Source organism: Alteromonas sp. Cnat3-28, assembly GCF_022348265.1.
GTDB classification, from domain to species: Bacteria; Pseudomonadota; Gammaproteobacteria; order Enterobacterales; family Alteromonadaceae; genus Alteromonas; species Alteromonas macleodii.
The window spans coordinates 1-24,129 of record NZ_JAKREY010000024.1; the positions used below are offsets into that span (position 1 = coordinate 1).

The window sequence follows — 24,129 nt, forward strand, 5'->3', positions numbered from 1 at the left end:
GGCTGTCGCTTGTCGAATACGATTTACTATGCGACAGTGGAAAGCTGCACTCAAATGGTACAGCTCCATAGTTGACGCAGCCTGGGCCGGAGGCATATGAAATTAAATTCGTGGGGATCCCTCAGACACTGACCCCAATTTTATACGTGGGAGTTATCTTCTAGTACGTTTTGGCGCATGGATTCACATGGGCTTTGACAAACCGGTCTCCCAACCACTTTAGCTGGAACACCCACTACAGTAACGTGAGCGGGAACACTATTAAGTACAACGCTACCTGCGCCTACTTTTGAGCCTTCACCTATCTCAATATTTCCAAGGATCTTGGCGCCAGCGCCAATTAACACGCCTTGGCGAATTTTAGGGTGACGGTCGCCCGACTCATTACCGGTACCACCTAATGTAACGCTCTGCAAAATAGATACGTTGTCTTCAACCACTGCAGTTTCGCCCACTACAATGCCAGTTGCGTGGTCAAACATGACGCCTTTACCAATACGCGCAGCAGGGTGGATATCTACACCAAAGCTTGCAGAGTTGCGGCTTTGTAAGAATAAAGCAAGCTGATGACGCCCATGAACCCAAAGGTAATGCGCCATGCGGTGTACTTGCACAGCATGGAAACCTTTGAAGTGAAGTAAGGGGGTGAGGTAATCGTTGACCGCCGCATCCCGCGCCTTAATCGCTAGAATGTCAGCAATTGCCGCTTCGCTGATGCCAGGCTCAAGTAAGTAAGCTTCATCGAAAACTTCACGAATGGCGAGCGCAGGCATGACGTCGTCTGCCATTTTGTTCGACAGAATAAAGCTTAGCGACGATTCAAAGTTGTGATGTGCAAGAACACTGGCATGCACATAGCTAGACAGCAAAGGCTCTTTTTCAGCAACAACTTGCGCTTCTTGTTTCAGCGTAGACCAAAAATCGATGGGCGTTGTAAGTGCGGTCATGAGCATGTCCCGTTATATAAAAATGCTGTGTTCTATCAGAAAATTGGGTAAGCAATCTAAACTTGTTCCTTGCTGGGCATATCTATGCTGACAAAAGGGAACGCGTAAAAGTTTACCTGAGTTTGATGTGATGCAATACCGATGTGATACCGACCAAGCGCATAATTCGATCAATTTATCGAATTAATTCGTTATAGCTAATAACCGTATCGTACATGTATACATCGTTAAAGCACTCTGCTCTCTCGCTGCGTCTAACCGAGTGCTTCCATTAACTTAATAGAACGTTCAGAGCGCTCGTATCTTTCATTAAATAATACTTAAAATCATGATTGCACACGAACGTATAATGCCGTTGAAGTTTATCTTCATTGGGAAAAACTGGACTGTATAAATCAACAGGCAGGTGGCATAATAGCGCGCTGCTGAATGTATAACACTATTAACTAACAGGTACCACACTATGGATGTATCTCGACTGCTAGACGAGCTAAACGACAAACAGCGTGAAGCAGTAGCAGCCCCACTATCTAACGCCCTAGTTTTGGCTGGCGCGGGCAGTGGTAAAACCCGCGTATTAGTGCATCGCATTGCGTGGTTAATGGAAGTCGAAAACATCGCCCCTTTTTCTATTTTGGCAGTAACCTTTACCAATAAAGCAGCCAAAGAAATGCGCGGCCGAATAGAGTCGTTGATGGGTCGCAGCCTGCACAATATGTGGATTGGTACCTTCCACGGGCTTGCGCATCGCTTACTACGAGCGCACCATGCAGAAGCCAACTTGCCTGAGAATTTTCAGATAATTGATTCGGACGATCAATATCGACTTATTCGCCGCATTCTGAAGGCCATGAACCTGGACGAAAAGCATTGGGCGCCTCGTCAAATTCAGTGGTACATAAATGGCAACAAAGACGAAGGCTTGCGCCCTCAGCACATTGAAACCCACGGCGATCATATTCAAAAGACCATGCGCGAAGTCTATGCGGCATATCAAGACGCTTGTGACCGTTCAGGCTTGGTAGATTTTGCTGAACTGTTGCTACGCGCACATGAATTATGGGCTAAAAACCCAGAAGTATTAGCCCACTATCAACGTCGTTTCCGTGCAGTGTTGGTAGACGAATTCCAAGATACCAACAATATCCAATATGCATGGCTTCGTATGCTGTGTAGTGGTGGTAATAATAACATTATGATTGTTGGCGACGACGATCAGTCTATTTACGGCTGGCGCGGCGCAAACGTAGATAATATTCAGCACTTCCTGAAAGACTTCAACGAGCCTACTACTATTCGCCTTGAGCAGAATTACCGCTCTACAGGAAACATTCTTAAAGCGGCGAACACGGTTATCGACAACAATACGGGCCGTTTAGGGAAAGAGCTTTGGACGGAAGACGCGCAAGGCGAGCTGATTTCTGTATATGCGGGTTTCAACGAGCTAGATGAAGCGCGCTTTATTGTTTCGAAAATCAAAGATTGGCTTAATCAAGGCAACGCCCTTACTGATACCGCCATTCTTTATCGAAACAACGCCCAGTCTCGAGTACTGGAAGAAGCCTTGCTACACGAAGGGCTGGCGTATCGCATATACGGCGGTCTGCGCTTCTTCGAACGCCAAGAAATTAAAGACGCCCTTGGCTATATGCGCATGGTAAGCCACCCGCACGACGATGCAGCTTTCGAGCGTGTAGTAAACACCCCAAGTCGCGGTATTGGTGAGAAAACCTTATCGCAAGTGCGCGACACCGCGCGAATGCACAACTGTTCAATGTGGCAGGCGTGTCAGTTGCTCATTAATGAAGGTGGCTTTAAAGGCCGCGCGCTAAACGCTATGCAAAGCTTTGTGTTGCTCATTACTGAGCTAGAGCAATCAACGTTAGATGAGCCCCTTGACCAACAAGCCGATAAAGCCATTCGCCAGTCTGGTTTGTACGCCATGTACCAAGCAGAGCGCGGAGAAAAGGCCCAAGCACGTCTAGAAAACTTAGAAGAATTGGTTACTGCATGTAAAACATTTATCGTGCCTGAAGAAGCCGAAGAAATGTCGCCTCTGGCAGCCTTTCTAGCTCATGCGTCGCTGGAAGCAGGTGAAACCCAGGCGGATAAAGACCAGGATGCCGTGCAGATGATGACCATTCACACTGCTAAAGGCCTTGAATTTCCACTGGTATTCTTAGCAGGTGTAGAAGAAGGCATGTTCCCTAGCCAAATGACCAACGACGAGCCAGGTCGAATGGAAGAGGAACGCAGACTTTGCTATGTTGGTATGACCAGGGCAATGCAAAAGTTGTATATCACTTATGCAGAAAGTCGTCGACTCTATGGCCAAGATAAGTATCATACTGCTTCTCGATTTATTCGCGAAATGCCAGCAGACTGCGTTGAAGAAGTAAGGCTAAAATCGACTATTTCGCGGCCCGTGCACAACCGCTTTAGCCAAGCAACGTCGCACGCCAGTTTTGAAGAAACAGGCTTTAGTTTAGGTGAGCGAGTTGTACACCGTAAATTTGGCGAAGGGATCGTACTTAACTACGAAGGGAGTGGTGAGCACGGTCGAGTTCAAGTAAACTTCGACGAATTTGGCAGCAAATGGCTGGTACTTGCTTACGCAAAGCTGGAGAAAGCGTAACATTATTAATAGGCAAGGTAGCCTAAACCTAAGTTGAAATGTATGCAGCAATACGTGCTGATCATCGAAAATGGTGAAGGCAACCTTGAACTTATAGCGAAATTAGTACGCCGGGCAGGTCTTACCCCCGTTGGCGCAACGTCGCTGACTGAAGGCAAAGCACGGTTTTCGCAAAATATGCCGGAAACCTTTCTGTCTGCTATTGTTGCATACTCGCTTCCCGATGCACCAAAGGGCGAAGCCATCGACTTTACGGTTGAGTCTTTCATTCCCACCATTGCTACAACAGAAAGTTTAGATAGCGCTATTCGCGATAAAGTCCTAGAGCGTGACGTTGTTGATTACATTCCCAAAGAAAATTCGCAGAACTACGACTACCTCAATCGTCTTAATAGCCGATTAGAAAAAAACAAGTCTACCGGCGTCGTCGTGGTAAGCACTAATCGGGTGTTGCGCTCAAAAACCGTTTCATTACTTCAGCGCCACAATTTTATTGCGTTTGAATGCCTAACGGCTACAGACGCTATGCAATGCTTGTCTGAACACAAAAACGTACGTCTTGTTATCACTGACAACACGTTACCTGATATGACAGGCACGCACTTTGTCGCCAGTTTAAGAAAAGCCTTTTCGAAAGAGCAGCTGGCAATTATGGGCGTTGCTGGAGGCAAAGGCATGTTAATGTCTGCGCACTTTATTAAGAGTGGTGCAAATGACTTCTTGCGAGTTCCCTACTGTCATGAAGAGTTCTTGTGTCGCGTGATGCAGAACGTAGAATATATAGAGAGCGTTGAAGAAATTCGCCGTGTGGCCAACACCGACTATTTAACAGGTTTGCCTAACAGGCGCCACTTCTTCTACATGGTTACTGTGCAACACCAAAACCTGTCTGAGGATCACGCTCTCGCCCTTATTGACCTAGACTTTTTCAAATCGATAAACGATACCCATGGCCATGACGCAGGTGACATTGTGCTAAAAGCCATGGCGGCCCTTATTGAGTTTTATTTTCCAGACGAAATTATCTCCCGCTTTGGTGGTGAAGAGTTTTGTATATACATGCCATCAACACCACTAAAAGAAGCCTGTGAGCGTTTAGACGACTTCAGAAAAGTGGTGGAAGCGGAAATTATTCAGTTGCCTAAAAGCGACATTAAAGTGACCTGCAGTATTGGGGTAAGTGGCGCCCACACTCAGCGCGTAGATAAGCTACTAAGCCTTGCCGACAAGCAGCTTTATGCCGCCAAAAATAGTGGGCGCAACCAAGTGAAGTGCGAACCACCAGATGTTCCTCAGCAAGAGCAAGCTTCACTGCTTTAGCTTGTCACTCAATCCATTGCCGCTTAGCTGTCCGACGCTTAAAAATGACTTGTGCGCAAAAGCCCCTACTCCACCGCTAGCTTTCGCGCTTTACGCTGACTGCGGTAATTAACTAGCGAGTCGGCACTAAACAAGATAAGCGCAAACCACACAAAGCCGAAGGTTACCAAGCGCGACTCTTCAAGTGGTTCGCCGTACAGGTAAACCGCCAGTATGAACATAAGCGTTGGGCCAATGTACTGAAAAAAGCCCAGCGTTGAATACATAATGCGCCTTGCTGCAGCGGTAAAACAAAGTAGTGGCGCGGTAGTTACAATGCCAGCCGCTAAAATAAGGGTATTTAGTGTGGCGTCGTTATTAAATAAGTTACTGTACTCAGAGCCAAAGAAGACCCAGTAAATAATAGCGAATGGCGAGAGCATTAAAGTTTCAATGAACAGGCCGGGTAGCGAGTCTACAGCCACTTGCTTGCGCAATAAGCCATACACGCTAAAACTTCCCGCAAGCACCAGAGCAATCCACGGCACGTGGCCGTAAGAGAAAATAAGAATAGCCACGCCAATAACGGCAAGCCCAACGGCTACACGCTGTAAGTTACGCAACCTTTCACCTAAGAAAAGTCGCCCTAAAAATACGTTGATAAGAGGGTTGATGTAATAGCCAAGGCTTGCATCAAGAATATGGTCGTTATTAATTGCCCAAATAAACAAGAGCCAATTCGCCCCGAGTAACAAGCCAGCAACGAATAAAATCTGCATAACGCGCTTATTGCGAAGGGCGGCGCCCACTTTGGGCCACTGCTTTAGCGCGGCTATAAGCCCAACCAAAAGCACCACAGACCAAATTACCCTGTGCATCAGGATTTCAGCAGCCGGCAATACCATCAACTGTTTGAAATAAACAGGTGCAACACCCCACATGCTATATGCGGCAATTGCACAAATAACGCCGACTTGAGCAGCACTGGCTTGCTTAGACAAGACTGACTCCAACGATATTCGGGGGAAGAAGGCGCGTATTGTTTATCAGGTTAGGTGAATACACAACCCTTAACGGTTTCCAATGCGGCAAAGGACGTGTAACAAGCGGCATAATTAATGAAACGCAATTAACAAAAAATGAAAAAGCCCCACTAAATGTGCTCATTCAATGGGGCCTAAGATGCGTTCGTCATGAAAAAACAGGACAAGGTTTATCGCGGGAATGGTGCTACAGCAGAAACAGTGTGCCCAAACCTAAGAATGCTACAAAGCCTACAATGTCGGTTACGGTAGTCAAAATGACCGACCCCGACAGTGCTGGGTCTATTTTCAGCTTGTCCAATATTACAGGTACAAACACGCCTGCAAGTGCGGCGGCTACAATGTTGAACAATATGGCCAAACAGATAACCAACCCTAACATGGCATCGGTAAACCAGAAATAAGCAACAACGCCAATGACTAAGGCCCAAATCACGCCATTAACGCCGCCTACTTTAAGCTCTTTCACCATCAGCGCTCGTAAGTTGGCAGGCGTGACCTGCCCCAACGCCAAGCCGCGTACAATCAGGGTTAGCGTTTGACTACCTGCAATGCCTCCCATACTTGCCACTACCGGCATCAGTACCGCAAGGGCAACCACTTGTTGAAGGGTGCCTTCGAACAATCCAATAAACCACGAAGCTAAAAATGCGGTAAGCAAGTTAATGCCAAGCCAAAGGGCACGATTTTTCGCACTTTTGGCCACAGGCGAGAATAAATCTTCGTCCTCATCCATACCGGCCGAAGCCATCACTTGGCGTTCGTAAAACTCGTTAACCAACTCACTTGCAGAGGTCACATCTAATCGGCCGAGAAGCTTGTTGTTTTCGTCAACTACCGGCAGCGACGCAAGCCCAGAACGTTGAACAAGTAGCGACGCATTCATAGTGTCGTCAGCCCCTTGAATGGTCGTCACACTTTCTTCTGACAAGTCGAATAGCGACACGTGATCTTGCGCATTGAAGAGGTGGCTAATTTTAACCAGCGCGGAAAATTGACCTGAGCGGTTCACCAAAAAAATGCTGTCACAATGCTGAGGTATGTCACGTCTTAATAAGCGTAGCCCTTCGCGCACTTTCGCGTTCGAAGGTAACACTAACTGCTCGTGGTTAACCCAGTGCCCTATTTGGTTATCGGGGAATTGTGTCGCTTCTCTGAAGTACTTACGCTCTTTAGAATCAAGTGATTCATAGGCCATATCGACAAGGCGTTTTGGCAATGAATCGAGTAGTTCCAGTAAATCTTCTGCGTCAATATCAGCAAAAATAGACGCCCATTCGTCGTGCGGCGTATTGTCGATAAGAATTTCACGGGGGTCGCTACGCATCTCAACCAATACGTCGAGCTTACGGTCGCGAGGAATGCCTTCCCATACCGCCAAACGTTTTTCTACGGGCAACGATTCTAACAGTGATGCGATGTATACCTCGTCTTGTCCCGCAAGGGTCGCTAACAAGGTCGCCGGATCGTCACCCATACTTTCGGTAACAATCTCTTCAATTAAATCTGGTAATGGCTCTGCCATGCTACACCTCCCGTTAATACCGCTCACTTCCTTTGCACAACGTAACAACAGGCATTGTGGGATGATGCAAACCTATTAAGACACTGCTATCCCAGCATATATGTACCCGTGCCAAAGGCTATATGATCGCCTTTTTCGTTGTGCAATTCCATTCTGCAAACCACTAATTTACTGCCCTTGCGTATAATCGTGGCTGTCGCAACAAAGCGCTCGCCTCTTCCCGGCCTTAAGTAGTCAACGCGCATATCGACTGTGCCCATGGTGGGCAATCTAACTTGAAGGTCCGCAAGGTGTTCACGTGCGGTTTGTTTGATGGTTTCTACAATTGAAACTAAACCACCGATGGTGTCTAGCATAGTCGCTGTTACACCGCCGTGTAGGATTTTTTGCATTGGATTGCCGGTCAGCGCTGGTTGCCAATCAAGGTGCAGGGAGATCTGTGTATCCAGCCCCTCTCCTTCAGTAACAAATTCCAAGCCCAGCAACTGGTTAAACGGCATAGTATCACGAAAAAGCGCAATTACATGTTTAATCATTAGTTCATGGTTTAGTGTTTCGCTGCCCTTAGCTTCGTCTTTATTAGTCGTTTTGTTATCCACTCGCTTTCCTTGATGAATTGATATTTGTAATGTGCTTATAAGCAACATTACTACCGAACGTAAGTTTGACGGAAATTCATCCAACCAATGATGTTGAATCAAAATAAATTATAAGAGCTGCTGCCCGTCTGATCAGGACTATCGCTGAATTTTAGTCTAGTTTTTTAAATTGCCCCGTGAAGACGTCGCCAAAAACGCGTAAAATCCAGCGCCATGACAACTGCAATAGCTCCATCAGAATTAGCGCCAGAAACGCAACGTGTAAAAACACCAGAAACCATCTTAAAAGATGTATTTGGTTACGATGCTTTTCGCGACGGTCAAGGCGAAGTCATTCACCAAGTATGTGAAGGTAAAGACGCACTTGTTTTGCTTCCAACAGGTGGTGGCAAGTCGCTGTGCTATCAAATTCCTGCGTTAGTGCGCCAAGGCACCGCTATTGTTGTGTCACCGCTTATATCGCTTATGCAGGACCAAGTAGAACAGCTTAAAGCGCTGGGCGTAAAAGCTGCCTATCTCAATTCAACGCTAGAAGCAGACGAACAAGCACGCATAAATGACGCACTTCAAGCAGGAAAGCTCGACTTGCTCTACGTGTCGCCTGAGCGTTTAATGCAGTACTATTTTCAGCAGTCGCTTGCGCACGCCGACATTGCCTTATTTGCCATTGATGAAGCGCACTGCGTTTCCCATTGGGGGCACGATTTCAGGCAGGATTATCGCGCTCTGGGGCAAATAAAATCTCGCTTCCCCTCTATTCCTGTTATTGGACTCACAGCGACTGCAGATTCAGCGACCCAAGCAGACATACTGACGCAGCTAAACCTTAACAACCCGCTGGTTTATAAAGGCAGCTTCGACAGACCTAATATCCGCTACCGCGTAATGAGCAAGTACAAAGCCTTTGATCAAGTTGTTGCTTACGTAAAACAGCAAGAAGGTAGCGGCATTATTTACTGTAACAGTCGCGCTAAAGTCGACGACCTGCACGCTAAATTATTCAGACAAGGTTTTCGCTGCGCGGCCTATCACGCGGGTATGGACAACGACGAGCGAGAGCTGGTACAACGCCAGTTCCTTAACGATAAAATTGATATTGTGGTGGCCACCGTTGCCTTTGGCATGGGTATCAACAAATCGAACGTGCGTTATGTGGTTCACCACGATGTTCCGCGCAGTGTTGAAAGCTATTATCAGGAGACCGGCCGAGCGGGGCGAGACGGCTTGGAGTCTGAAGCTTTACTATTGTTCGACGAAAAAGACGCAGCCCGCGTAAAACAATGGATAGAGCAAGGTGAAATAGCCGAGCGAAACCAAATAGAGTTACAAAAATTTGCGGCTATGGAAGCCTTTTCAGAAGCGCAAACCTGCCGTAGACAAGTATTGTTAAACTACTTCTCTCAGTTTAGCGACAGCGCCTGCGGCAACTGTGATATCTGCTTAGACCCACCTAAGATGATCGACGGTTTGGTGATTGCACAAAAAGTACTGTCGTGTGTACTTCGGCTCTCACAGCAAGCCTCTAGCCAGTATGTCATTGATGTCTTGCGAGGCAAGCAGCTTAGGCGCCTTCAGGAAGCAGGTCACCACCAGCTTTCCACGTACGGCATAGGTAAAGATAAATCGGATAGCTACTGGCACAACATTATCAACCAGCTTGTTCATAAAGGCCTTATACGCGTTGATATTACCGCCCATGCCGCATTGCGCTTAACCGAGGCCGCTCGGCCTGTGCTGAAAGGTGAAGTAGCGGTTCAGCTTGCCGTTCCGCGACTTGAATTTAAGCCCGACAAGAAAAAAGCAAAACAAGCGCCTGCTAACTACGACCGAACGTTGTTCACCCGTCTTAAGCACTTACGCAAAGTGTTGGCCGAAGAAAATGAAGTGCCGCCGTATGTGGTATTTAGTGACGCCACCTTAGTGGATATGGCGTGTAAACTCCCCACTACGCGCAACACCTTGCTTGATGTAAGCGGCGTAGGCCAAACCAAACTCGAACGCTATGGTGAGGCTTTTATCCAGCTTATTGATGATTACATAAATCGAGAGCACTGAGGGCTTGCAGGCCAACTAGATTCTGTTTTCCAGCTGGCCGCAGTTTGCACAAAGTAAAAGTGCACGCAGTAGAGATAAACACACTAGGCGTAAGCGTATTCTCCCCCTTTCTCAAGCGCAGCTTTGTAGGCTTCTCTGGCATGAACCCGTTTTACGTAACCTTGAATGGCAGTAAAGTCCTTCGCACGCCCGCTGGCTACCAACGACTCTAACGGAAATATCATTTGAACATCAGCGCCACTGGGTGCGTCACCCGCAAACCAAGTATTTTTCGATAAGTAAGATTCCACATAGCGTAAGCTCTGCGCTAAATTAGGGCCATAATAGGCATTTAAAATACCGTCTATCAGCTTGTTAGTAATTGGCTTAATAAAGAAAGGCTTCGAACCTTTTTGACGCGCTTTCTCCAGCACTAAGTTTGCCACTAGTGGCGGCATTAGCGAACCTTCAGCGAAATGCAGCCAAAACCAATACTGTTGAAGTGCCTCTGGGTCTTGAGGTACAGAAAATGCGTCTGTAGCGTGGTGGCGAACAAGGTATTCCACAATAGCACCAGACTCGGCAATAGCACCGTGCGGCGTAGTAAGCACCGGAGAGCGTCCCAGCGGATGAACAGCGCGCAATGAATCTGGCGCAAGGTTTGTTTTACTGTCTCGTTGATAGAATTCTATTTTGTACTCTACGCCTAGCTCTTCAAGAAGCCACAAAATTCGCTGCGAGCGAGAGTTATTTAAATGGTGAAGTGTTAGCATACCCCGTCCTTAATACGCTTAGATTAACGCTATTGTTTTTGTGTTGTACTATATACACTTTATAAAGCAAGCAGGTTTACAATAACCAGCGAATTGATAAGTTCTATGCAAAATCTCACCAAAGAAGACATTCAACAGCACGCCGTGGTTAACGAACAAAGCGTAGAAATCCGCGTTGCATTACCTTTAACGCCTCTTAAAACTCAGCAGTGGGCAGAGCAGTTTTGTGAAATTTTTCACTTTTCACTATCCGACGCAGATTGGGGAGCCGATCGCTTTCAGGCGCTTGTTACCACCCAACCCAGCAATACAAATTTTCAATGCATACTATGCATTGAGTGGCTTTGCGAGGCGATATGGCTAGAACCGGTAGGCACTCAACAATCACCGAATGCGATCTACCAGTATCTTCAAAACACGTAAGTATTACCGTGCCTTTTTCTTTCTGTTTGGCTTTTAGGACAGACTAGTATTATTCTATAGAAAACACATAATTAGCGCTTCAAGGATCATGCTAGTGCCAATCTCCCAGCTAACAAAGTACGTTGCAGCTTTGCTCATTAGTTGGGTGGTTCTAAGCATAAACGCCTTTGCCAGCCCGCGGCTTGTTATCGATGAGTCTTTCGAAAGGGAAATCATCAACCATTATGCACGGGTATCAATTGCACCTAATAGCGCAACCTATTTTGATGTATTGACGGGAAGCTCCACAAAAACACCAACAGCAACGGCTTCTTCAACAGAACGTGTGTGGTATTCAACAGAGCTTGTCCACTCTGGCTATAGTGCCATTCCCTTAGTGCTTAATATCGACCGTCTAAACGTTGATGATTTGCAGATTTATCTTCTAGACAGCAGCCAGCGAATTATAAAATCGTACCGTTATCAAGCCGGTAAAGGTGACTATTCGTTAAGACAACCGCTTCCAAATATCAGGCTTGCTTTCACCCTTCAACCATACCAAGACGCTCGGTTACTAATCGCAGTGAAAGACGAGGGGCTAAAGTACTTTCCAATGTCACTATGGGAGCGAGACCTGCTTACTCAACATGACACTAATATGCTGACTTTGCTTGGTGCTGTGTCGGGTGTGATGGCACTCATTGCTTCCTATTTTCTTTTTTCCTACTTATATCAGCGTATCCCTACCCGCTTCTGGCTCACCATGTCGTCATTGGTGCTTATTGCATTATTGTTCATTACAGAGGGTGGCCTCGCGTTTTGGCCTAGCCTGACTAACGCCAGCGAGCATTTTTACGTCGTATGCTTCGGCGTATTACTACTGTGTATTGGAAAAGTGACTCATCACCTGTTCTCTCGTGTGCCTTTTGTTTTAAGACTGCTAAATTATGCTCTACCTATCGCTGCTACCATTTACTGTTTTACCGTAAATGCTTATATGGTCACAATCACGCTGCTTATACTCACAGCGGCGATGGGTTTGTATCACGTTACCCTTGCTCTTATCTTTAAAGACAAAGGCAGTAGTGTTGTCAGCACCACTTATATTCTGGCCTGGCTATCTTTCTTTGCGTTTTACGCTTTGGTGACCCAAAACCTTTTCAGCGACCTTATTTATACTGTCGATGTCGCAATGGGAATGCTGTTTTTCTTAACCTTGGGTTTCTTGTGTTTTGGATTTGCGGTCATCACAAAAGAGCAGGTACTCTATCAACATAAGCTCTCCTCTCAAGCTGAAACAATTTCTAGCTTAAATCACTTTTATGACTTGTTCCGAAACTCCGCTGAAGGACACTACACATCAACCTGGGACGGTAAGCTAATTTCAGTTAACCCTGCGATGTGCATGGTGTTTGGGTATGAGAATGAGGAAGAAATGCTTAGCGAGGGGGCAAGCACAAAAGCCTTTTACGCATCACCAGAAGATAGACATGTATTGTTAGGTGAGATATCACAGCAAGGCCACGTCACCAGAAAAGAGATACGGGGAAAACGTCGGGACGGCACAGAGTTCTGGTTTTCATTGTCTTGCCAGATCCGCGAGAACGATGAAGGAACTTACCTGTACGGCTCAATTATTGATATCACGGAAAAAAAGCAATCCGATTTAAGCCTTCAGTATTTGGCCACTCACGACTCACTAACCGGCGTATACAACAGACGGCAATTTGAATCTGTCTTCAAGGAAAAAGTACATAACCACAGCGCGTTACCTGTGTGCCTACTCTTTTTAGATTTAGACCGATTTAAAGTCGTTAACGACACCTGCGGTCACAAAGCGGGAGATGTACTCATAAAAGACGTCGCCCGCCTGATTGAAAATACGCTGCTACCCAACGCGCAGCTAGCAAGACTCGGGGGTGATGAGTTTGGCGTTATCTATTCAGATTTAGATGCTGATGCGGTTTATCTCAATGCAGTGAAAATTCTCAATGCAGTACAGGCCTATCGGTTCATGTGGGATAACCGAATATTCAACTTAGGCGTAAGTATTGGCATGGTCGTATGCGATGATAGTAACGTTAGCTCAGGGCAGTATTTAAGCATGGCTGACGCCGCCTGTTATTTTGCCAAAGAGCAAGGCAGAAATCAGGTGCATAGATATAATAAAGATGATGAGAGCATGCAGCGCTATCAGCGTGAGCTGGACTGGGTCTCTTCTATAAACAACGCCTTGGAAGAAGGGCGCTTTGAACTTTATTACCAGTCATTACGACCTTTGAGCAAAGCCAGCGATGGTCACTATTATGAAGTGCTATTGCGCCTAAGGGAAAAAGACGGAAAAATTGTTGAGCCCGCTAATTTTTTACCCACGGCCGAGCGCTTTGAAATGAATGTAAATGTCGACAAATGGGTAGTCACAAATACGTTCAAATGGCTGTCTGAAAACCCTGAACATCTCGCTGAGTTAAGGCGATGCAGTATAAACCTCAACTGCCATTCATTAGCAGACAGAGATTTTACGTTATTCATTTTAAACGCTTTCGAAACCTTTAATATTCCTTACAACAAGATCTGTTTCGAGGTGATCGAGTCGGTAGCGATTATAAAAATGGAGGACACCCTTGCCTTTATGCGTACCTTTAATCGCCTTGGGTGTTCGTTTGCCCTAGACGACTTCGGCAGCGGCTTCTCTTCGTACAGTTATCTCAAAAGCTTGCCGGTTAATCAGGTAAAGATTGACGGTATGTTTATCAAGGATATGCTGAACGACAGTGTAGACACGGCTATGGTTGCGTCAATCAATGATGTAGCGAAAGCCATGGGTATGCAAACCGTCGGGGAATTCGTTGAAAATGAAGGCACCATGGCACAACTTGGCAAAATGGGCGTTGATTTTGCCCAAGGCTATAGCGTTGCAAAGCCTGCCCCGCTGCGAGAGTTTACGCCACTTTAATAACTGCACTTAATATACGTCTTACGAAAAAAGTGATAGCACTAGCGTCAACTCGCGTATAATAAAATGGTAGACTTGCAAAAAAAGAAGTCATCCCCACTTATTGCCTACTGTCCAAAGTGTAGAAGTAACATGAGTAGCAAACAGCCTAAATACGAATATGTCAGTACCGCAAAATTACCCACTCGCATGGGTGATTTTAAAATACACGGCTTTGTTGAAGCCAGCGGCCAAGAACACGTTGCCCTTTCTTATGGAGAGTGGAAAGAAGACGACGTAGTGCCAATTCGTATCCATTCAGAATGCTTAACAGGCGATTCTTTATTTAGCACTCGCTGTGACTGTGGCTTTCAATTAGAAAAAGCCATGCAAAATATCGTCGATAATGGTCACGGTGTGCTTTTATACCTTCGCCAAGAAGGTCGCGGTATTGGTCTTTTAAATAAAATTCGCGCCTACAACCTTCAAGATAGCGGCATGGACACGGTAGAAGCTAACGAACATCTTGGATTTGACGCCGATTTAAGAAGTTACGATATCTGCAAGCTGATGCTAGATACGCTGAATGTGAAGCATGTTGAGCTTATGACAAACAACCCGAAAAAGTTGGCAGCACTAAAAGCGCTTGGTATAGACGTGGTTGCACGTAAGCCTATTGACCACGGTATCACCAAAGACAACAAGCATTACTTAAAGACGAAAACAGAAAAGCTTGGGCACGCTTTCGACCCCCACGTTTTCAAATAGACGAGTTCCTTAAAAACGCCCACACCAATGTGGGCGTTTTCTATTCAGCTTGGGTTAATCATAGACTGGTTATAACGTATACAGACTTACCATTTAGCGCGCGAAAAGCCGTTGCTCATGCGCTAAGGAGAATGTATGAAAAACATAACCTTATCTGTGATTGTCGCACTGTCTAGTGTTTCAGCGCTACCTGTCATCGCCCAGTCGAACGCCAACCTTGCACATGTTTCTGCGTCAACGCAGCAATATTCCGACGCTGAATTAGACAGTGTACTTGCGCCCATTGCGCTTTATCCTGATACCCTGCTTACTCACATACTGATTGCGGCTACCTACCCGCTTGATGTAGTTGCAGCCGACCGCTGGCGCCATAGCAACAAGCATTTAACCCCGGAGCAGGTGGAAAATGTGCTGGCGAGTGTTAACTGGGATCCCAGCGTAAAAGCACTCGCTCCTTTTACCGACTTACTCAACACCATGGCGAATGATCTTCAGTGGTTACAGCAACTTGGTGATAACGTATTAATTGATCAAAGCCGTGTGCTAGACCGCGTGCAGGTGCTTCGACAACACGCCCTCAACACCGGTAATCTGGTGACCAATGACTACATTGAAGTTGAACGGGAACGTGAGCCTACTCGCGACATAATTTACATTGAGCCCCGTCAGCGGGAAGTGGTGTATGTGCCTTATTACGACCCTCATGTTGTGTACGGTCACTGGTGGCACACAACTTCACCAGTTCGCTGGCGTCATCACGTAAGCTATCATCATCACAGCAATGTCTATTGGTCTCCTAGTATTCATCTTTCTACGTTCTTTTTCTTTGGCAGCGTGCACTGGCATAACCGCCATGTGGTTATTCACCGCGAGCCTGTACGCCGGTATTATCACGGTAGCCCAAGAAAACGCGTAATAAGCCGAGACTATCGTCGCTGGGAACACAACACGGTGCATCGTCGTGCGCGTTACTCTACTCAAGTAGTTCACAATGCGCCTTCGCGATATGAACATGCGGGTGTGTCGCGGGCAAAGCACTTGTCTAATAAACACGTTAGCACGGTAAACACATCGAAACGCCACAATGACAAAAATACCGTAAGACCCATCGCGCGTACCGAAAATACCAAGACTGTAAGACGCACTATTGAGCCAAAACAGGTAACGCCACTTAGAGAAAGTCGTTTTCAGAACAAACAAGACTCGGTAAGCCGCAAACAATCCATTGAGCACGCGCTAAAACGCAATCAAGCGGCGAGCAGAAGCGAGAAGCCGACTAGAGACCGGACGCTAAGCCAGTTAAAGCAGGACAAACCCGCTCGGATATCAACGCCGTCAGAGTCGAAGCGATATGCTAATAGAGAAAACACGCTAAAACGCCCAGCTAAACAAAACATAAATCGAGAGCGATTTGAAAGAACGAGTCCGCAAAACAAGCCGGTGGCTCGAGAGAGCAGTAAGCCAAGACGAATTGAGCGGGCGAGGACTTCTTCAGTTAGCCGTGCTCAAGTTAAGAATTCTGAATCAAGCAGAAACAGGACGATAAAGCAGGGACGAACTGAGAAGACGCTGCGTTAGCACTAAATTAGATCGTTAGTTTCCTATCAGTAAGCCAGCAAACCTATAATTTGCTGGCTTCACTTTTCATTTATTTTACGCTTAGGCTCTATTCAAATGAAAGCTTATCAATGCGTCGACAAAGCGCAGGGGAGACTGTTCATCTAAATTGAAGTAGAGAGAGGGCTCAATAAGTTCAAGTTCCATTATCGCCCAGCCGCTGTCCTGCCTGACTAAATCAACCCGTGCATAAAGTGCTTCGCAAGGCATTGCTGATAGTGCCTTCTGGGCAATATCTAGTTGTTCTTCATCTACGGTAACGGGATGTAAGCTCCCCCCGTGTTCTTCTTGTACGCGAAAATCGCCTTTCTGCGGCACCTTTTTAATGGCATGGCTGTACTTCCCGCCAAAATAGAAAAGCGAGTACTCCCCTTCTTCAACCACGCTATTTAAGAAAGGTTGAATCATGTAATCACGTTGATTAAACGTATCAGAAAGCGCCTGTTGCTGTTCATGCCAATTTGAGACCGAGAGCTTAAACGTATCATCAGCATTAGCGCTAAGCGTAGGTTTAACCACCACAGTGTCGCAATTGAAATGGGAAAAGGCCTCATCAATAACACTGTTATTAAATGCATTACTCCACCGTGTCCTTACAATAGGCACGCCCTTGTCCTGTAGGTCTTTTAAGTAGTGCTTTTCAATATTCCACTGCATAAGAGGCAATGGATTGAGCAAGGTTGCGCTCGACGCATCAATTTGAGTCAAACAAGCCAGAAAGGCCTCTGGATGCTGCTGATAATCCCACGTACTGCGCACAATCACGTAGTCAAACCTATCCCAGTTCTCTGACTGACTATGCCAAGATATGGTTTCTACAGACCAACCGTTATCATTGAAAAACGGGATCAAAAGCTCGTCGTACACAAAGAAGTCTTCAAGGTGGTCAGTAGAAAGAAAGGCGATGGCAGGCATGATTGTGTCCTTTAGCTTATTTAGGCATTCGAAGATTAAACTTTTTTAATAACAGTAACTTCTATACAAAAGTTAAATGGCGTAAAAACCGTGACTTACGTAAACTGTGGCGAAGTTAGCACACCCCTTATTTTTAACCTACACTTAATCCCAAATACTTGTCGGAGATTGGCATGCAGTATCCTTGGCTCCTAGAAGGTCACAAGATTTTTCGCGTTGTAATTGTTATCCAACTGCTAATTGCGATTGGCATCGGTTTTTATACTGGCGAGATTCTTCCTGCATTTGTTCTTGGTATTCCAATTGCTGCCGTACCACTTGTACTTAGTTTGCAAAATCCCTATTCAGCGATAAGTCGCCATGCGATGGCTATCGGTGTTCAACTGCTAACAGCCCTCCACATCCACCAGTCATTCGGGTTAATTGAAGTCCACTTTGAAATCTTTGTTCTTCTGGCATTTCTTTCCTACTTTAGAGACTGGAAAGTGGTTGCAACCGGCACCGCAGTTGTTGCTGTCCATCATATTTCGTTCTTCTTTTTACAAGCGGGCGGCGCGCCGTTATTTATTTTTGAAGAAGGTCACGTAACCTTTCCTATCTTGCTGATGCACGCCGTATTCGCGCTTTCTGAGGGCGGTGTTTTGATGTACATGGCTAAACAAAGTCACCAAGAAGGTGCCGGTGCGGCTGAACTGCGCTTAGCTATTGAGACCATGCAAAAGGGTGACGGTAGACTCGATTTATCTATTGAACTTAACCGAGGCCACAAGATTGTGAGACCTTTCGCAGAGCTCATCGACCAAGTAAAAGCATTAATTGAGCTTGCTTCAAATTTAACAGACGAAGTTGTTAGAGGCTGTGACAAGATGGAGCTGGCGGCAAACAACATGTTTGAAATCAGCAGAAACACTGACCAAGAGATTGCCATGGTATCGGCATCGTCAGAAGAAATCGCACAAACGATGCAGCTGTCTACCGAACAAACAACCCTTGCCAGCGACAAAGCCTCTGCGGCACAAAGTTCTTCGCAGACTACGCGCGACTCTATTTCCAACACAAGCCGCACCATAGATTCGCTGCGCAACACATTAAATGCGGCAGCGCAGACAAACTCGGCGCTTAACGAGCAGTGCGCGCATATTTCTGACGCAATGCGCTCCATCACCGCCGTTGCCGAGCAAACCAACTTACTTGCGTTGAACGCAGCAATCGAGTCAGCCCGCGCAGGGGAACACGGCAGAGGTTTTGCCGTTGTTGCCGATGAAGTACGCACTTTGGCTATTCGCTCAAAAGAAAGTGCAGACCAAATCACAAGTATTACTGAGCAGCTAGTTGCCCAAACCGCCAGTTCAGTCGAACAAATGCAAACCTGCATTCAGCTGGTTGATGAAGCCGTTGTATCGAGCGATAACGCCACTTCAGCCATGACCCAGATCATGCAGAAAATTCGCGAAGCGAGCGAAAGCATGACCGAAATAGCGACATCAGCGGTAGAGCAAGAAACCGCATCGTTTTCTATAGCGCAAAGTACGGCGCGATTAAGCGAATTCACTTCTGAGGAACTGGCTACCGCTGAATCGCTGGCAGGCGAAGTTGAGGTGTTGTCACAAATCTCTCAACGCATGCGCAGTGCTATCGAGCGATTTAAGCTTTAACCAAAAGCGCTAAAAGCACGCTGTTGGCATTTGAGTTATGCATAAAAAAACAAGCTGGATACTTTTGTTGTTATGGGCGGTGAGTTTACTCACCGCCTTATTGGTTTACGGTCAGCGCCAGCTTTCTTCCTTCGACCCAAATGGTGATCTACTTCACCGCACAACAGCGCCTAATTTTGACGCTTCACTTGTCGAACTACTAAACGAACAAAACATTGCCCCTGGTTCTGTTATTCATGTGGGAACGCAGTCTCGTTGCTACTGTGAAACGTTAACTACACCTCACCAAACTCAGCTATTAACAAAGCTAGGAAATGACTTTCATCAAGTCAGAGTGAATATAGAAGACGTACCGGAACTCGCCGCTATGCTTGATGCAGTGCCCGCGCTTATAGTTTTAGACATGCAAAATCAGCTTCGCTATTTAGGTCCATACGCAACGGGCTACGGATGCTTTACCGGAAAGAACCTTGTCGAACAGGTTGTAAGCTATACCACACAACTCCCCTACAACGGTGCGGTAATTGACACTGATGCAACTGGATGCTTCTGTTAAACCCTTGGCATGGATTATGTAACTTATCTTTGTATATCGTGATATCACTATAAATATGGCAGAAGGCGCGCATATTTTGCGCACTAGATGCCGTTTCGTGAAAGGTTTACAAGGAGTCCACAATGTCAAAGCGCGCCGTTCTTTATCGCATGGTTACCCCTGAACACATTTGTCCCTTCGGACTTAAGTCGAAAGATTTGCTAGAAAGAAAGGGCTACGATGTTGAAGACCATCACTTGTCCAACCGAAGTGAAACCGACGCTTTTAAAGAGAAGCATAATGTGAAAACCACGCCGCAAACGTTTATCGATGATAAGCGAATTGGTGGCTATGATGACTTACGAGATTATTTCAATTTGAAGCAAGAAAGTGAGTTCGGTTCGCGCTACACACCTATCATTGTGATTTTTTCTTTAGCCGCCCTTGTGGTATTTGCGCTCATGCTAAAAGGTGGACTCCCGACAGGTATTGAACCTTTCATAATGAATTTCATTGGCATCACCATGGTGATCCTCGCATTACAAAAACTACAGGACATTGTAGCGTTCTCAAATCAATTCATTACTTATGACTTACTGGCAATGAAGCACGTAAGGTACGCGTATGTGTACCCTTTCGCAGAAGCGCTTGCTGGGCTTGGTATGCTAGCGGGGCTTCCCGCACTATTGGTTTCACCTGTTTCTATTTTTATCGGTGCAATAGGTGCAGTTTCAGTTATTAAAGCGGTATATATCGATAAACGTGAACTTAAGTGCGCCTGTGTGGGCGGTAATTCAGACCTTCCTCTTGGGTTTATCTCGCTTACCGAAAACCTTGCCATGTTAGGTGCTGGCCTTTACATGCTTACACGATGGATAGCCTAAGTTAAATGGAGGCTGATGCACCGGTGTTGAGCTGGTATCTATTACCGTGTTTACCCGTTGAATTAACAACACGATAATTCACTTGCTATGAGACCCTATTGAGTTTCTTCAATAGGGCGGCTCATACCTTTAAGGTGCGACACCACACTGCGGCCTAATGCACTTAAATCGTAGCCGCCTTCTAACATGCTGACTATGCGACCATGACAACACTCGTCAGCCACTGCGCGAAGTTGTTGGCTAATCCAGAAATAATCGTCTTCCACCAGTCGCAAATGCGCCATAGGATCTTCTGCGTGGGCATCAAAACCCGCTGAGATAAAAATCAGCTCAGGTTGAAAGTTGCGCAATGCGTTAAACCAGTGTTGAACTTTTTCTCTAAATACTTCACCTGTAGAGCCTGCTTCTAGCGGCACAGAAAGAATATTACTTGCCGACACCGGTGAACCACTGTGTGGATAAAAAGGATGCTGGAAACTGCTGCAAAGCATGATGCGTTGATCGCCAGCAACAATTTGCTCGGTACCGTTTCCGTGGTGAACATCAAAATCGATTATGGCAACGCGCTTTAGTTCATAGTTTTGAAGGGCATAGCGCGCAGCTATAACAATGTTATTAAAAATACAGAAGCCCATGGCGCTGTCGTATGTAGCGTGATGACCTGGCGGCCTTGTCGCGCAGAACGCCTGCCTGTCACTGCCTTCCATAACCCAATCCACCGCATTACATCCCGCACCAGCCGACTCAAGTGCTGCATTTAAGCTGTGTCGCATCAAGCCGGTATCTTCGTCTAACCATGCCACGTTATCCTTGCGTTCGGAATAGAGCGTTTTTTCGTGGTCGCTAAATATGGACTGAGCCGCATGCTCAAACACACTTTTCACATAGTAAGGGTCGTGGGCTAGCTTAAGATAAGCTTCAGCAATAGGCGTAGCATCAGCGTGCTCACACACCATATCGAGTCCAGAAGACAGTAATTGGTCGTCTATGGCGAACAGGCGATCCGGTGACTCGGGATGATCTTTCCCTAAGTCGTGTTTAGTGCCGTGTTTGCCGCGAAAAATTTTAATTGTCATGCGAGTGATGCCACATCTAGTACTAACTCTATGTCACTGGGGTCGCCAGTGAACTTCCGTTTAAATTGCGCTTGCTCGAAAATGGCAATCATCGGGCTGTTGTCGCCACGCACGTAGGCCATCATCTTTGCAATGCCTCGTTTTTTCGCAACGTTGATCAATTCGTTTAGCAGCCTGCTTGCCATCCCCTTCCCTTGCTGGGTTTCACGGGTAACAAACGCTGCTTCACAGGTATTGTCATTTGGATTGAAGTAAAAACGCCCTACTGCGTGAATGGTAATACGGGAGCCTTCTTGCCTTACAATACATAACGCAGCATCTGAGCTTTGATCCACCGACACTAAATTACACGACTTTTCGCGCGACATTTGCTTCGGGTCGTAGTTGTAACGCAGCCTTAGTGTTTCTTTCGTATGGGAGTAAAAGAATTCCTGCAAACGCCTTTCATCGGCGGGGTTCAGCGGGCGCATGTAATAGGTTTCCCCCTGAATATTCAGTTTTTTAAGCTGAATAGCACCCAGCTCAGGAATATCGGTTGGGTACTTTTCCTGATAATGAGGCACCCAATAATGCTGTCTTACTTCTTCTAAGAGCGCTGCACGGAATTTGGGGTGTGCCACACGAATAAGTTCCAATGCACGCTCTCGAATGCTTTTGCCTTTAAGCGATGCTATGCCGTATTCGGTCACCACGTACTGAACATTCCCCCGCGAAGTAACAACACCCGCCCCTTCACTGATACGGGGTGTGATACGGGAAATGGTTTCATTCTTGGCAGTAGAAGGCAGCGCTATAATCGCTTTCCCACCTTTACTGATAGACGCGCCCGTTACGAAATCAACTTGCCCGCCTATGCCACTGTAAAAGTCGTAGCCCAATGAATCGGCGACGACCTGACCGGTTAAATCCACTTCAAGCGCACTATTAATGGCAACCATATTATCGTTCTTGGCAATATTGGTGGGTTTGTTTACGTAGCTACTTGGATAAAACTCGATGTGAGGGTTGCTGTCGATTAAATCGTAAAGCTGGCGAGTACCAATAGCAAAGCTAGTAACAATTTTACCGGGGTGGAAAGTCTTCTTCTTGTTGGTGATAGCGCCCGACTCCAACAGTTCAATAATACTGTCGGTGAGCATTTCGCTGTGAATGCCTAGGTCTTTATGGTTACACAGATATTTAAGGGTGGCACTCGGTATTTTCCCAATACCAAATTGCAGCGTTGCACCATCATCCACCAGCATTGAAACATACTGACCAATTCGCTCTGCCACCGAATCGATAGGCGGCGGCGTTACTTCCACAAGCGGCTCTTCGGCTTCAATGCAGGCCGTTATTTCGCTGATATGAATATAAGAGTGCCCGGCGGTTCTTGGCACCTGAGGATTAATTTGAGCAATGACCTTTTTGCTTTGTCTGATTGCCGACATAGCAATATCGACAGCAGGACCTAGTGAGCAATAGCCGAATTCATCGGGTGGGCTTACGTTAACCAGCGCAGCATCCAGTGCTAGCGTACCGTCGCTAAATAAGCTTGATATTTCAGACAGGAAAACGGGGGTATAGTCAGCGCGGCCCTCATCGACCGCCTTACGCATGGCTTCGCCACCAATGAAGAATGTATTCGCTTTAAAGAGGTTTTTATACTCTTCTTTCACCCATCGGGTGTCGCCTAAAGCCAGCATATGAACCAGCTCGATGTCGCTAAACCCTTCGCTGTTATCAATGAGATGCTGCACTAGTGCATGCGGCACCGAGGCATTTCCGCCAACAAAGACACGGCAACCAGACTTTATCAGCGACGACCATTGTGGCGCTTGAGGTAAACTAAATGTCATTTCCATCTGCCCTGTTTTAAGCAATAACTCATCATGCCATAAAAACAGGCGCTTTCCCGCATTTGCTTAAGCGTGAACTATAAGCGATTGGTCGTAGGCTTACCGATTCATCATTAGTATCGAAATTTTTCCAACCAATTTCTGAAAAACGGAGAAATAACAGATTTGCTATTCGCTAGGCGATGGCCGTCATTAAGTAACAAGAGCTGAGCTTTTTGATGGCGCGCATACTTTAAGCTATTTTCGATAGGCACGATATCGTCATTCCAGCCGTGCACTAGGCTCACGTAGCCGTCGTAGGGGAACCGTTGAATTTCGTAGTTTGGCAAATACAGTGCAGGAGCCATAAGGAATACGCCTCGTGCCGAGATTTGGCTTGCTGCGGCAAGTGATACATAGCCGCCCATGCTTGAGCCAACCAGAACAACATCATTGCACTTTTCAGCAATAAACTCTTTAAGTCGCGCTAGGCGAGCTTCCGGGCAGTCGAGATCTTGATAATCAATACTCTCTACGCCAAAACCCATATCGCTCGCTACATTTGAAAGCGTTGTTATTTTACTGCCCCATGGACCGCTTTCTTTGCCGTGAGAAAAAACAACGGTGGTCATTACCGATATCCCTATTCAAAAATGAAAAGTTTTTCCCA

Annotated in this window: 19 protein-coding genes; 10 read left to right on the forward strand and 9 right to left on the reverse strand. The window is 46.4% G+C overall.

Going from position 1 to position 24,129, the window contains the following annotated elements; genetic code table 11:
* Window positions 1-140: 140 nt before the first annotated feature.
* Entirely contained in the window at window positions 141-947 is an 807-nt protein-coding gene (gene cysE, locus MHM87_RS17795) for a serine O-acetyltransferase (RefSeq protein WP_014947845.1), read from the reverse strand.
* A gap of 463 nt (window positions 948-1,410) precedes the next feature.
* Here cysE and uvrD point away from each other — a divergent pair, with 463 nt between their 5' ends.
* Together uvrD and MHM87_RS17805 are read left to right on the forward strand one after the other, a co-directional pair.
* The gene (gene uvrD, locus MHM87_RS17800) at window positions 1,411-3,582 is read left to right on the forward strand and encodes a DNA helicase II (RefSeq protein WP_014977964.1); all 2,172 of its coding nucleotides are present in this window, start codon (window positions 1,411-1,413) and stop codon (window positions 3,580-3,582) included.
* Window positions 3,583-3,624: 42 nt separating this feature from the next.
* Complete coding sequence (locus tag MHM87_RS17805) at window positions 3,625-4,902, forward strand: diguanylate cyclase (protein WP_239260458.1); 1,278 nt, start codon at window positions 3,625-3,627, stop codon at window positions 4,900-4,902.
* Window positions 4,903-4,967: 65 nt separating this feature from the next.
* Here the strand turns inward: MHM87_RS17805 and rarD are convergent, their stop codons facing one another.
* The 3 genes from rarD to MHM87_RS17820 all read right to left on the reverse strand — a co-directional run bounded on the left by rarD (window position 4,968) and on the right by MHM87_RS17820 (window position 8,048).
* The gene (gene rarD, locus MHM87_RS17810) at window positions 4,968-5,882 is read right to left on the reverse strand and encodes an EamA family transporter RarD (RefSeq protein WP_014977962.1); all 915 of its coding nucleotides are present in this window, start codon (window positions 5,880-5,882) and stop codon (window positions 4,968-4,970) included.
* A gap of 229 nt (window positions 5,883-6,111) precedes the next feature.
* Complete coding sequence (locus MHM87_RS17815) at window positions 6,112-7,449, reverse strand: magnesium transporter (protein WP_014977961.1); 1,338 nt, start codon at window positions 7,447-7,449, stop codon at window positions 6,112-6,114.
* 86 nt (window positions 7,450-7,535) lie between these two features.
* Window positions 7,536-8,048 carry a thioesterase family protein gene (locus MHM87_RS17820; protein WP_052247383.1) on the reverse strand — a complete coding sequence of 171 codons (513 nt, stop codon included), beginning with the start codon at window positions 8,046-8,048 and terminating at the stop codon, window positions 7,536-7,538.
* 213 nt (window positions 8,049-8,261) lie between these two features.
* On the opposite strand from MHM87_RS17820, the gene recQ reads away from it, so the two are divergent.
* Window positions 8,262-10,103 carry a DNA helicase RecQ gene (gene recQ, locus MHM87_RS17825; RefSeq protein ID WP_239260460.1) on the forward strand — a complete coding sequence of 614 codons (1,842 nt, stop codon included), beginning with the start codon at window positions 8,262-8,264 and terminating at the stop codon, window positions 10,101-10,103.
* 83 nt (window positions 10,104-10,186) lie between these two features.
* On the opposite strand, the gene MHM87_RS17830 is transcribed toward recQ, so the two are convergent.
* Complete coding sequence (locus MHM87_RS17830) at window positions 10,187-10,855, reverse strand: glutathione S-transferase (protein ID WP_014975342.1); 669 nt, start codon at window positions 10,853-10,855, stop codon at window positions 10,187-10,189.
* Between the two features lie 105 nt (window positions 10,856-10,960).
* Between MHM87_RS17830 and MHM87_RS17835 the strand changes: the two genes are divergently transcribed.
* From MHM87_RS17835 to MHM87_RS17850, 4 genes are all read left to right on the forward strand, one after another.
* A complete protein-coding gene (locus tag MHM87_RS17835) occupies window positions 10,961-11,278 on the forward strand; it encodes a hypothetical protein (protein ID WP_239260462.1) in 318 nt (105 codons plus the stop codon).
* Between the two features lie 88 nt (window positions 11,279-11,366).
* Window positions 11,367-14,213: an EAL domain-containing protein gene (locus MHM87_RS17840; protein WP_239260464.1), complete on the forward strand. Its 2,847-nt coding sequence runs from the start codon at window positions 11,367-11,369 to the stop codon at window positions 14,211-14,213.
* A 132-nt stretch (window positions 14,214-14,345) separates the two neighbouring features.
* Window positions 14,346-14,960: a GTP cyclohydrolase II gene (ribA, locus tag MHM87_RS17845; RefSeq protein WP_014947836.1), complete on the forward strand. Its 615-nt coding sequence runs from the start codon at window positions 14,346-14,348 to the stop codon at window positions 14,958-14,960.
* Between the two features lie 135 nt (window positions 14,961-15,095).
* Window positions 15,096-16,538, forward strand: coding sequence for a DUF3300 domain-containing protein (locus MHM87_RS17850; RefSeq protein WP_239260466.1), 1,443 nt, complete (start codon window positions 15,096-15,098; stop codon window positions 16,536-16,538).
* An 81-nt stretch (window positions 16,539-16,619) separates the two neighbouring features.
* On the opposite strand, the gene MHM87_RS17855 is transcribed toward MHM87_RS17850, so the two are convergent.
* Window positions 16,620-17,492: a hypothetical protein gene (locus MHM87_RS17855; protein WP_239260468.1), complete on the reverse strand. Its 873-nt coding sequence runs from the start codon at window positions 17,490-17,492 to the stop codon at window positions 16,620-16,622.
* Between the two features lie 173 nt (window positions 17,493-17,665).
* Here MHM87_RS17855 and MHM87_RS17860 point away from each other — a divergent pair, with 173 nt between their 5' ends.
* From MHM87_RS17860 to MHM87_RS17870, 3 genes are all read left to right on the forward strand, one after another.
* Window positions 17,666-19,147: a methyl-accepting chemotaxis protein gene (locus MHM87_RS17860; RefSeq protein ID WP_239260470.1), complete on the forward strand. Its 1,482-nt coding sequence runs from the start codon at window positions 17,666-17,668 to the stop codon at window positions 19,145-19,147.
* Window positions 19,148-19,184: 37 nt separating this feature from the next.
* On the forward strand, window positions 19,185-19,703 hold the full coding sequence (locus MHM87_RS17865) for a DUF6436 domain-containing protein (protein WP_239260471.1): 519 nt from the start codon (window positions 19,185-19,187) through the stop codon (window positions 19,701-19,703).
* A gap of 122 nt (window positions 19,704-19,825) precedes the next feature.
* Window positions 19,826-20,566, forward strand: coding sequence for a glutaredoxin (locus MHM87_RS17870; protein WP_239260473.1), 741 nt, complete (start codon window positions 19,826-19,828; stop codon window positions 20,564-20,566).
* A 95-nt stretch (window positions 20,567-20,661) separates the two neighbouring features.
* On the opposite strand, the gene MHM87_RS17875 is transcribed toward MHM87_RS17870, so the two are convergent.
* The 3 genes from MHM87_RS17875 to MHM87_RS17885 all read right to left on the reverse strand — a co-directional run bounded on the left by MHM87_RS17875 (window position 20,662) and on the right by MHM87_RS17885 (window position 24,091).
* Window positions 20,662-21,642, reverse strand: coding sequence for a histone deacetylase family protein (locus MHM87_RS17875; RefSeq protein WP_014947830.1), 981 nt, complete (start codon window positions 21,640-21,642; stop codon window positions 20,662-20,664).
* The gene (locus MHM87_RS17880) at window positions 21,639-23,480 is read right to left on the reverse strand and encodes a bifunctional acetyl-CoA hydrolase/transferase family protein/GNAT family N-acetyltransferase (RefSeq protein ID WP_014947829.1); all 1,842 of its coding nucleotides are present in this window, start codon (window positions 23,478-23,480) and stop codon (window positions 21,639-21,641) included. Before MHM87_RS17880 ends, MHM87_RS17875 begins: the two co-directional genes overlap by 4 nt.
* Window positions 23,481-23,593: 113 nt before the next feature.
* On the reverse strand, window positions 23,594-24,091 hold the full coding sequence (locus MHM87_RS17885; RefSeq protein WP_014947828.1) for an alpha/beta hydrolase: 498 nt from the start codon (window positions 24,089-24,091) through the stop codon (window positions 23,594-23,596).
* Window positions 24,092-24,129: the final 38 nt, after the last annotated feature.

What these genes read in the sequence shown, in the direction of transcription:
- cysE (WP_014947845.1), bottom strand. Translation starts at nt 947, where the DNA reads ATGACCGCACTTACAACGCCCATCGATTTTTGGTCTACGCTGAAACAA.
- uvrD (WP_014977964.1), top strand. Translation starts at nt 1,411, where the DNA reads ATGGATGTATCTCGACTGCTAGACGAGCTAAACGACAAACAGCGTGAA.
- MHM87_RS17805 (WP_239260458.1), top strand. Translation starts at nt 3,625, where the DNA reads ATGCAGCAATACGTGCTGATCATCGAAAATGGTGAAGGCAACCTTGAA.
- MHM87_RS17815 (WP_014977961.1), bottom strand. Translation starts at nt 7,449, where the DNA reads ATGGCAGAGCCATTACCAGATTTAATTGAAGAGATTGTTACCGAAAGT.
- recQ (WP_239260460.1), top strand. Translation starts at nt 8,262, where the DNA reads ATGACAACTGCAATAGCTCCATCAGAATTAGCGCCAGAAACGCAACGT.
- MHM87_RS17830 (WP_014975342.1), bottom strand. Translation starts at nt 10,855, where the DNA reads ATGCTAACACTTCACCATTTAAATAACTCTCGCTCGCAGCGAATTTTG.
- MHM87_RS17835 (WP_239260462.1), top strand. Translation starts at nt 10,961, where the DNA reads ATGCAAAATCTCACCAAAGAAGACATTCAACAGCACGCCGTGGTTAAC.
- MHM87_RS17840 (WP_239260464.1), top strand. Translation starts at nt 11,367, where the DNA reads ATGCTAGTGCCAATCTCCCAGCTAACAAAGTACGTTGCAGCTTTGCTC.
- ribA (WP_014947836.1), top strand. Translation starts at nt 14,346, where the DNA reads ATGAGTAGCAAACAGCCTAAATACGAATATGTCAGTACCGCAAAATTA.
- MHM87_RS17850 (WP_239260466.1), top strand. Translation starts at nt 15,096, where the DNA reads ATGAAAAACATAACCTTATCTGTGATTGTCGCACTGTCTAGTGTTTCA.
- MHM87_RS17855 (WP_239260468.1), bottom strand. Translation starts at nt 17,492, where the DNA reads ATGCCTGCCATCGCCTTTCTTTCTACTGACCACCTTGAAGACTTCTTT.
- MHM87_RS17860 (WP_239260470.1), top strand. Translation starts at nt 17,666, where the DNA reads ATGCAGTATCCTTGGCTCCTAGAAGGTCACAAGATTTTTCGCGTTGTA.
- MHM87_RS17865 (WP_239260471.1), top strand. Translation starts at nt 19,185, where the DNA reads ATGCATAAAAAAACAAGCTGGATACTTTTGTTGTTATGGGCGGTGAGT.
- MHM87_RS17870 (WP_239260473.1), top strand. Translation starts at nt 19,826, where the DNA reads ATGTCAAAGCGCGCCGTTCTTTATCGCATGGTTACCCCTGAACACATT.
- MHM87_RS17875 (WP_014947830.1), bottom strand. Translation starts at nt 21,642, where the DNA reads ATGACAATTAAAATTTTTCGCGGCAAACACGGCACTAAACACGACTTA.
- MHM87_RS17880 (WP_014947829.1), bottom strand. Translation starts at nt 23,480, where the DNA reads ATGACATTTAGTTTACCTCAAGCGCCACAATGGTCGTCGCTGATAAAG.
- MHM87_RS17885 (WP_014947828.1), bottom strand. Translation starts at nt 24,091, where the DNA reads ATGACCACCGTTGTTTTTTCTCACGGCAAAGAAAGCGGTCCATGGGGC.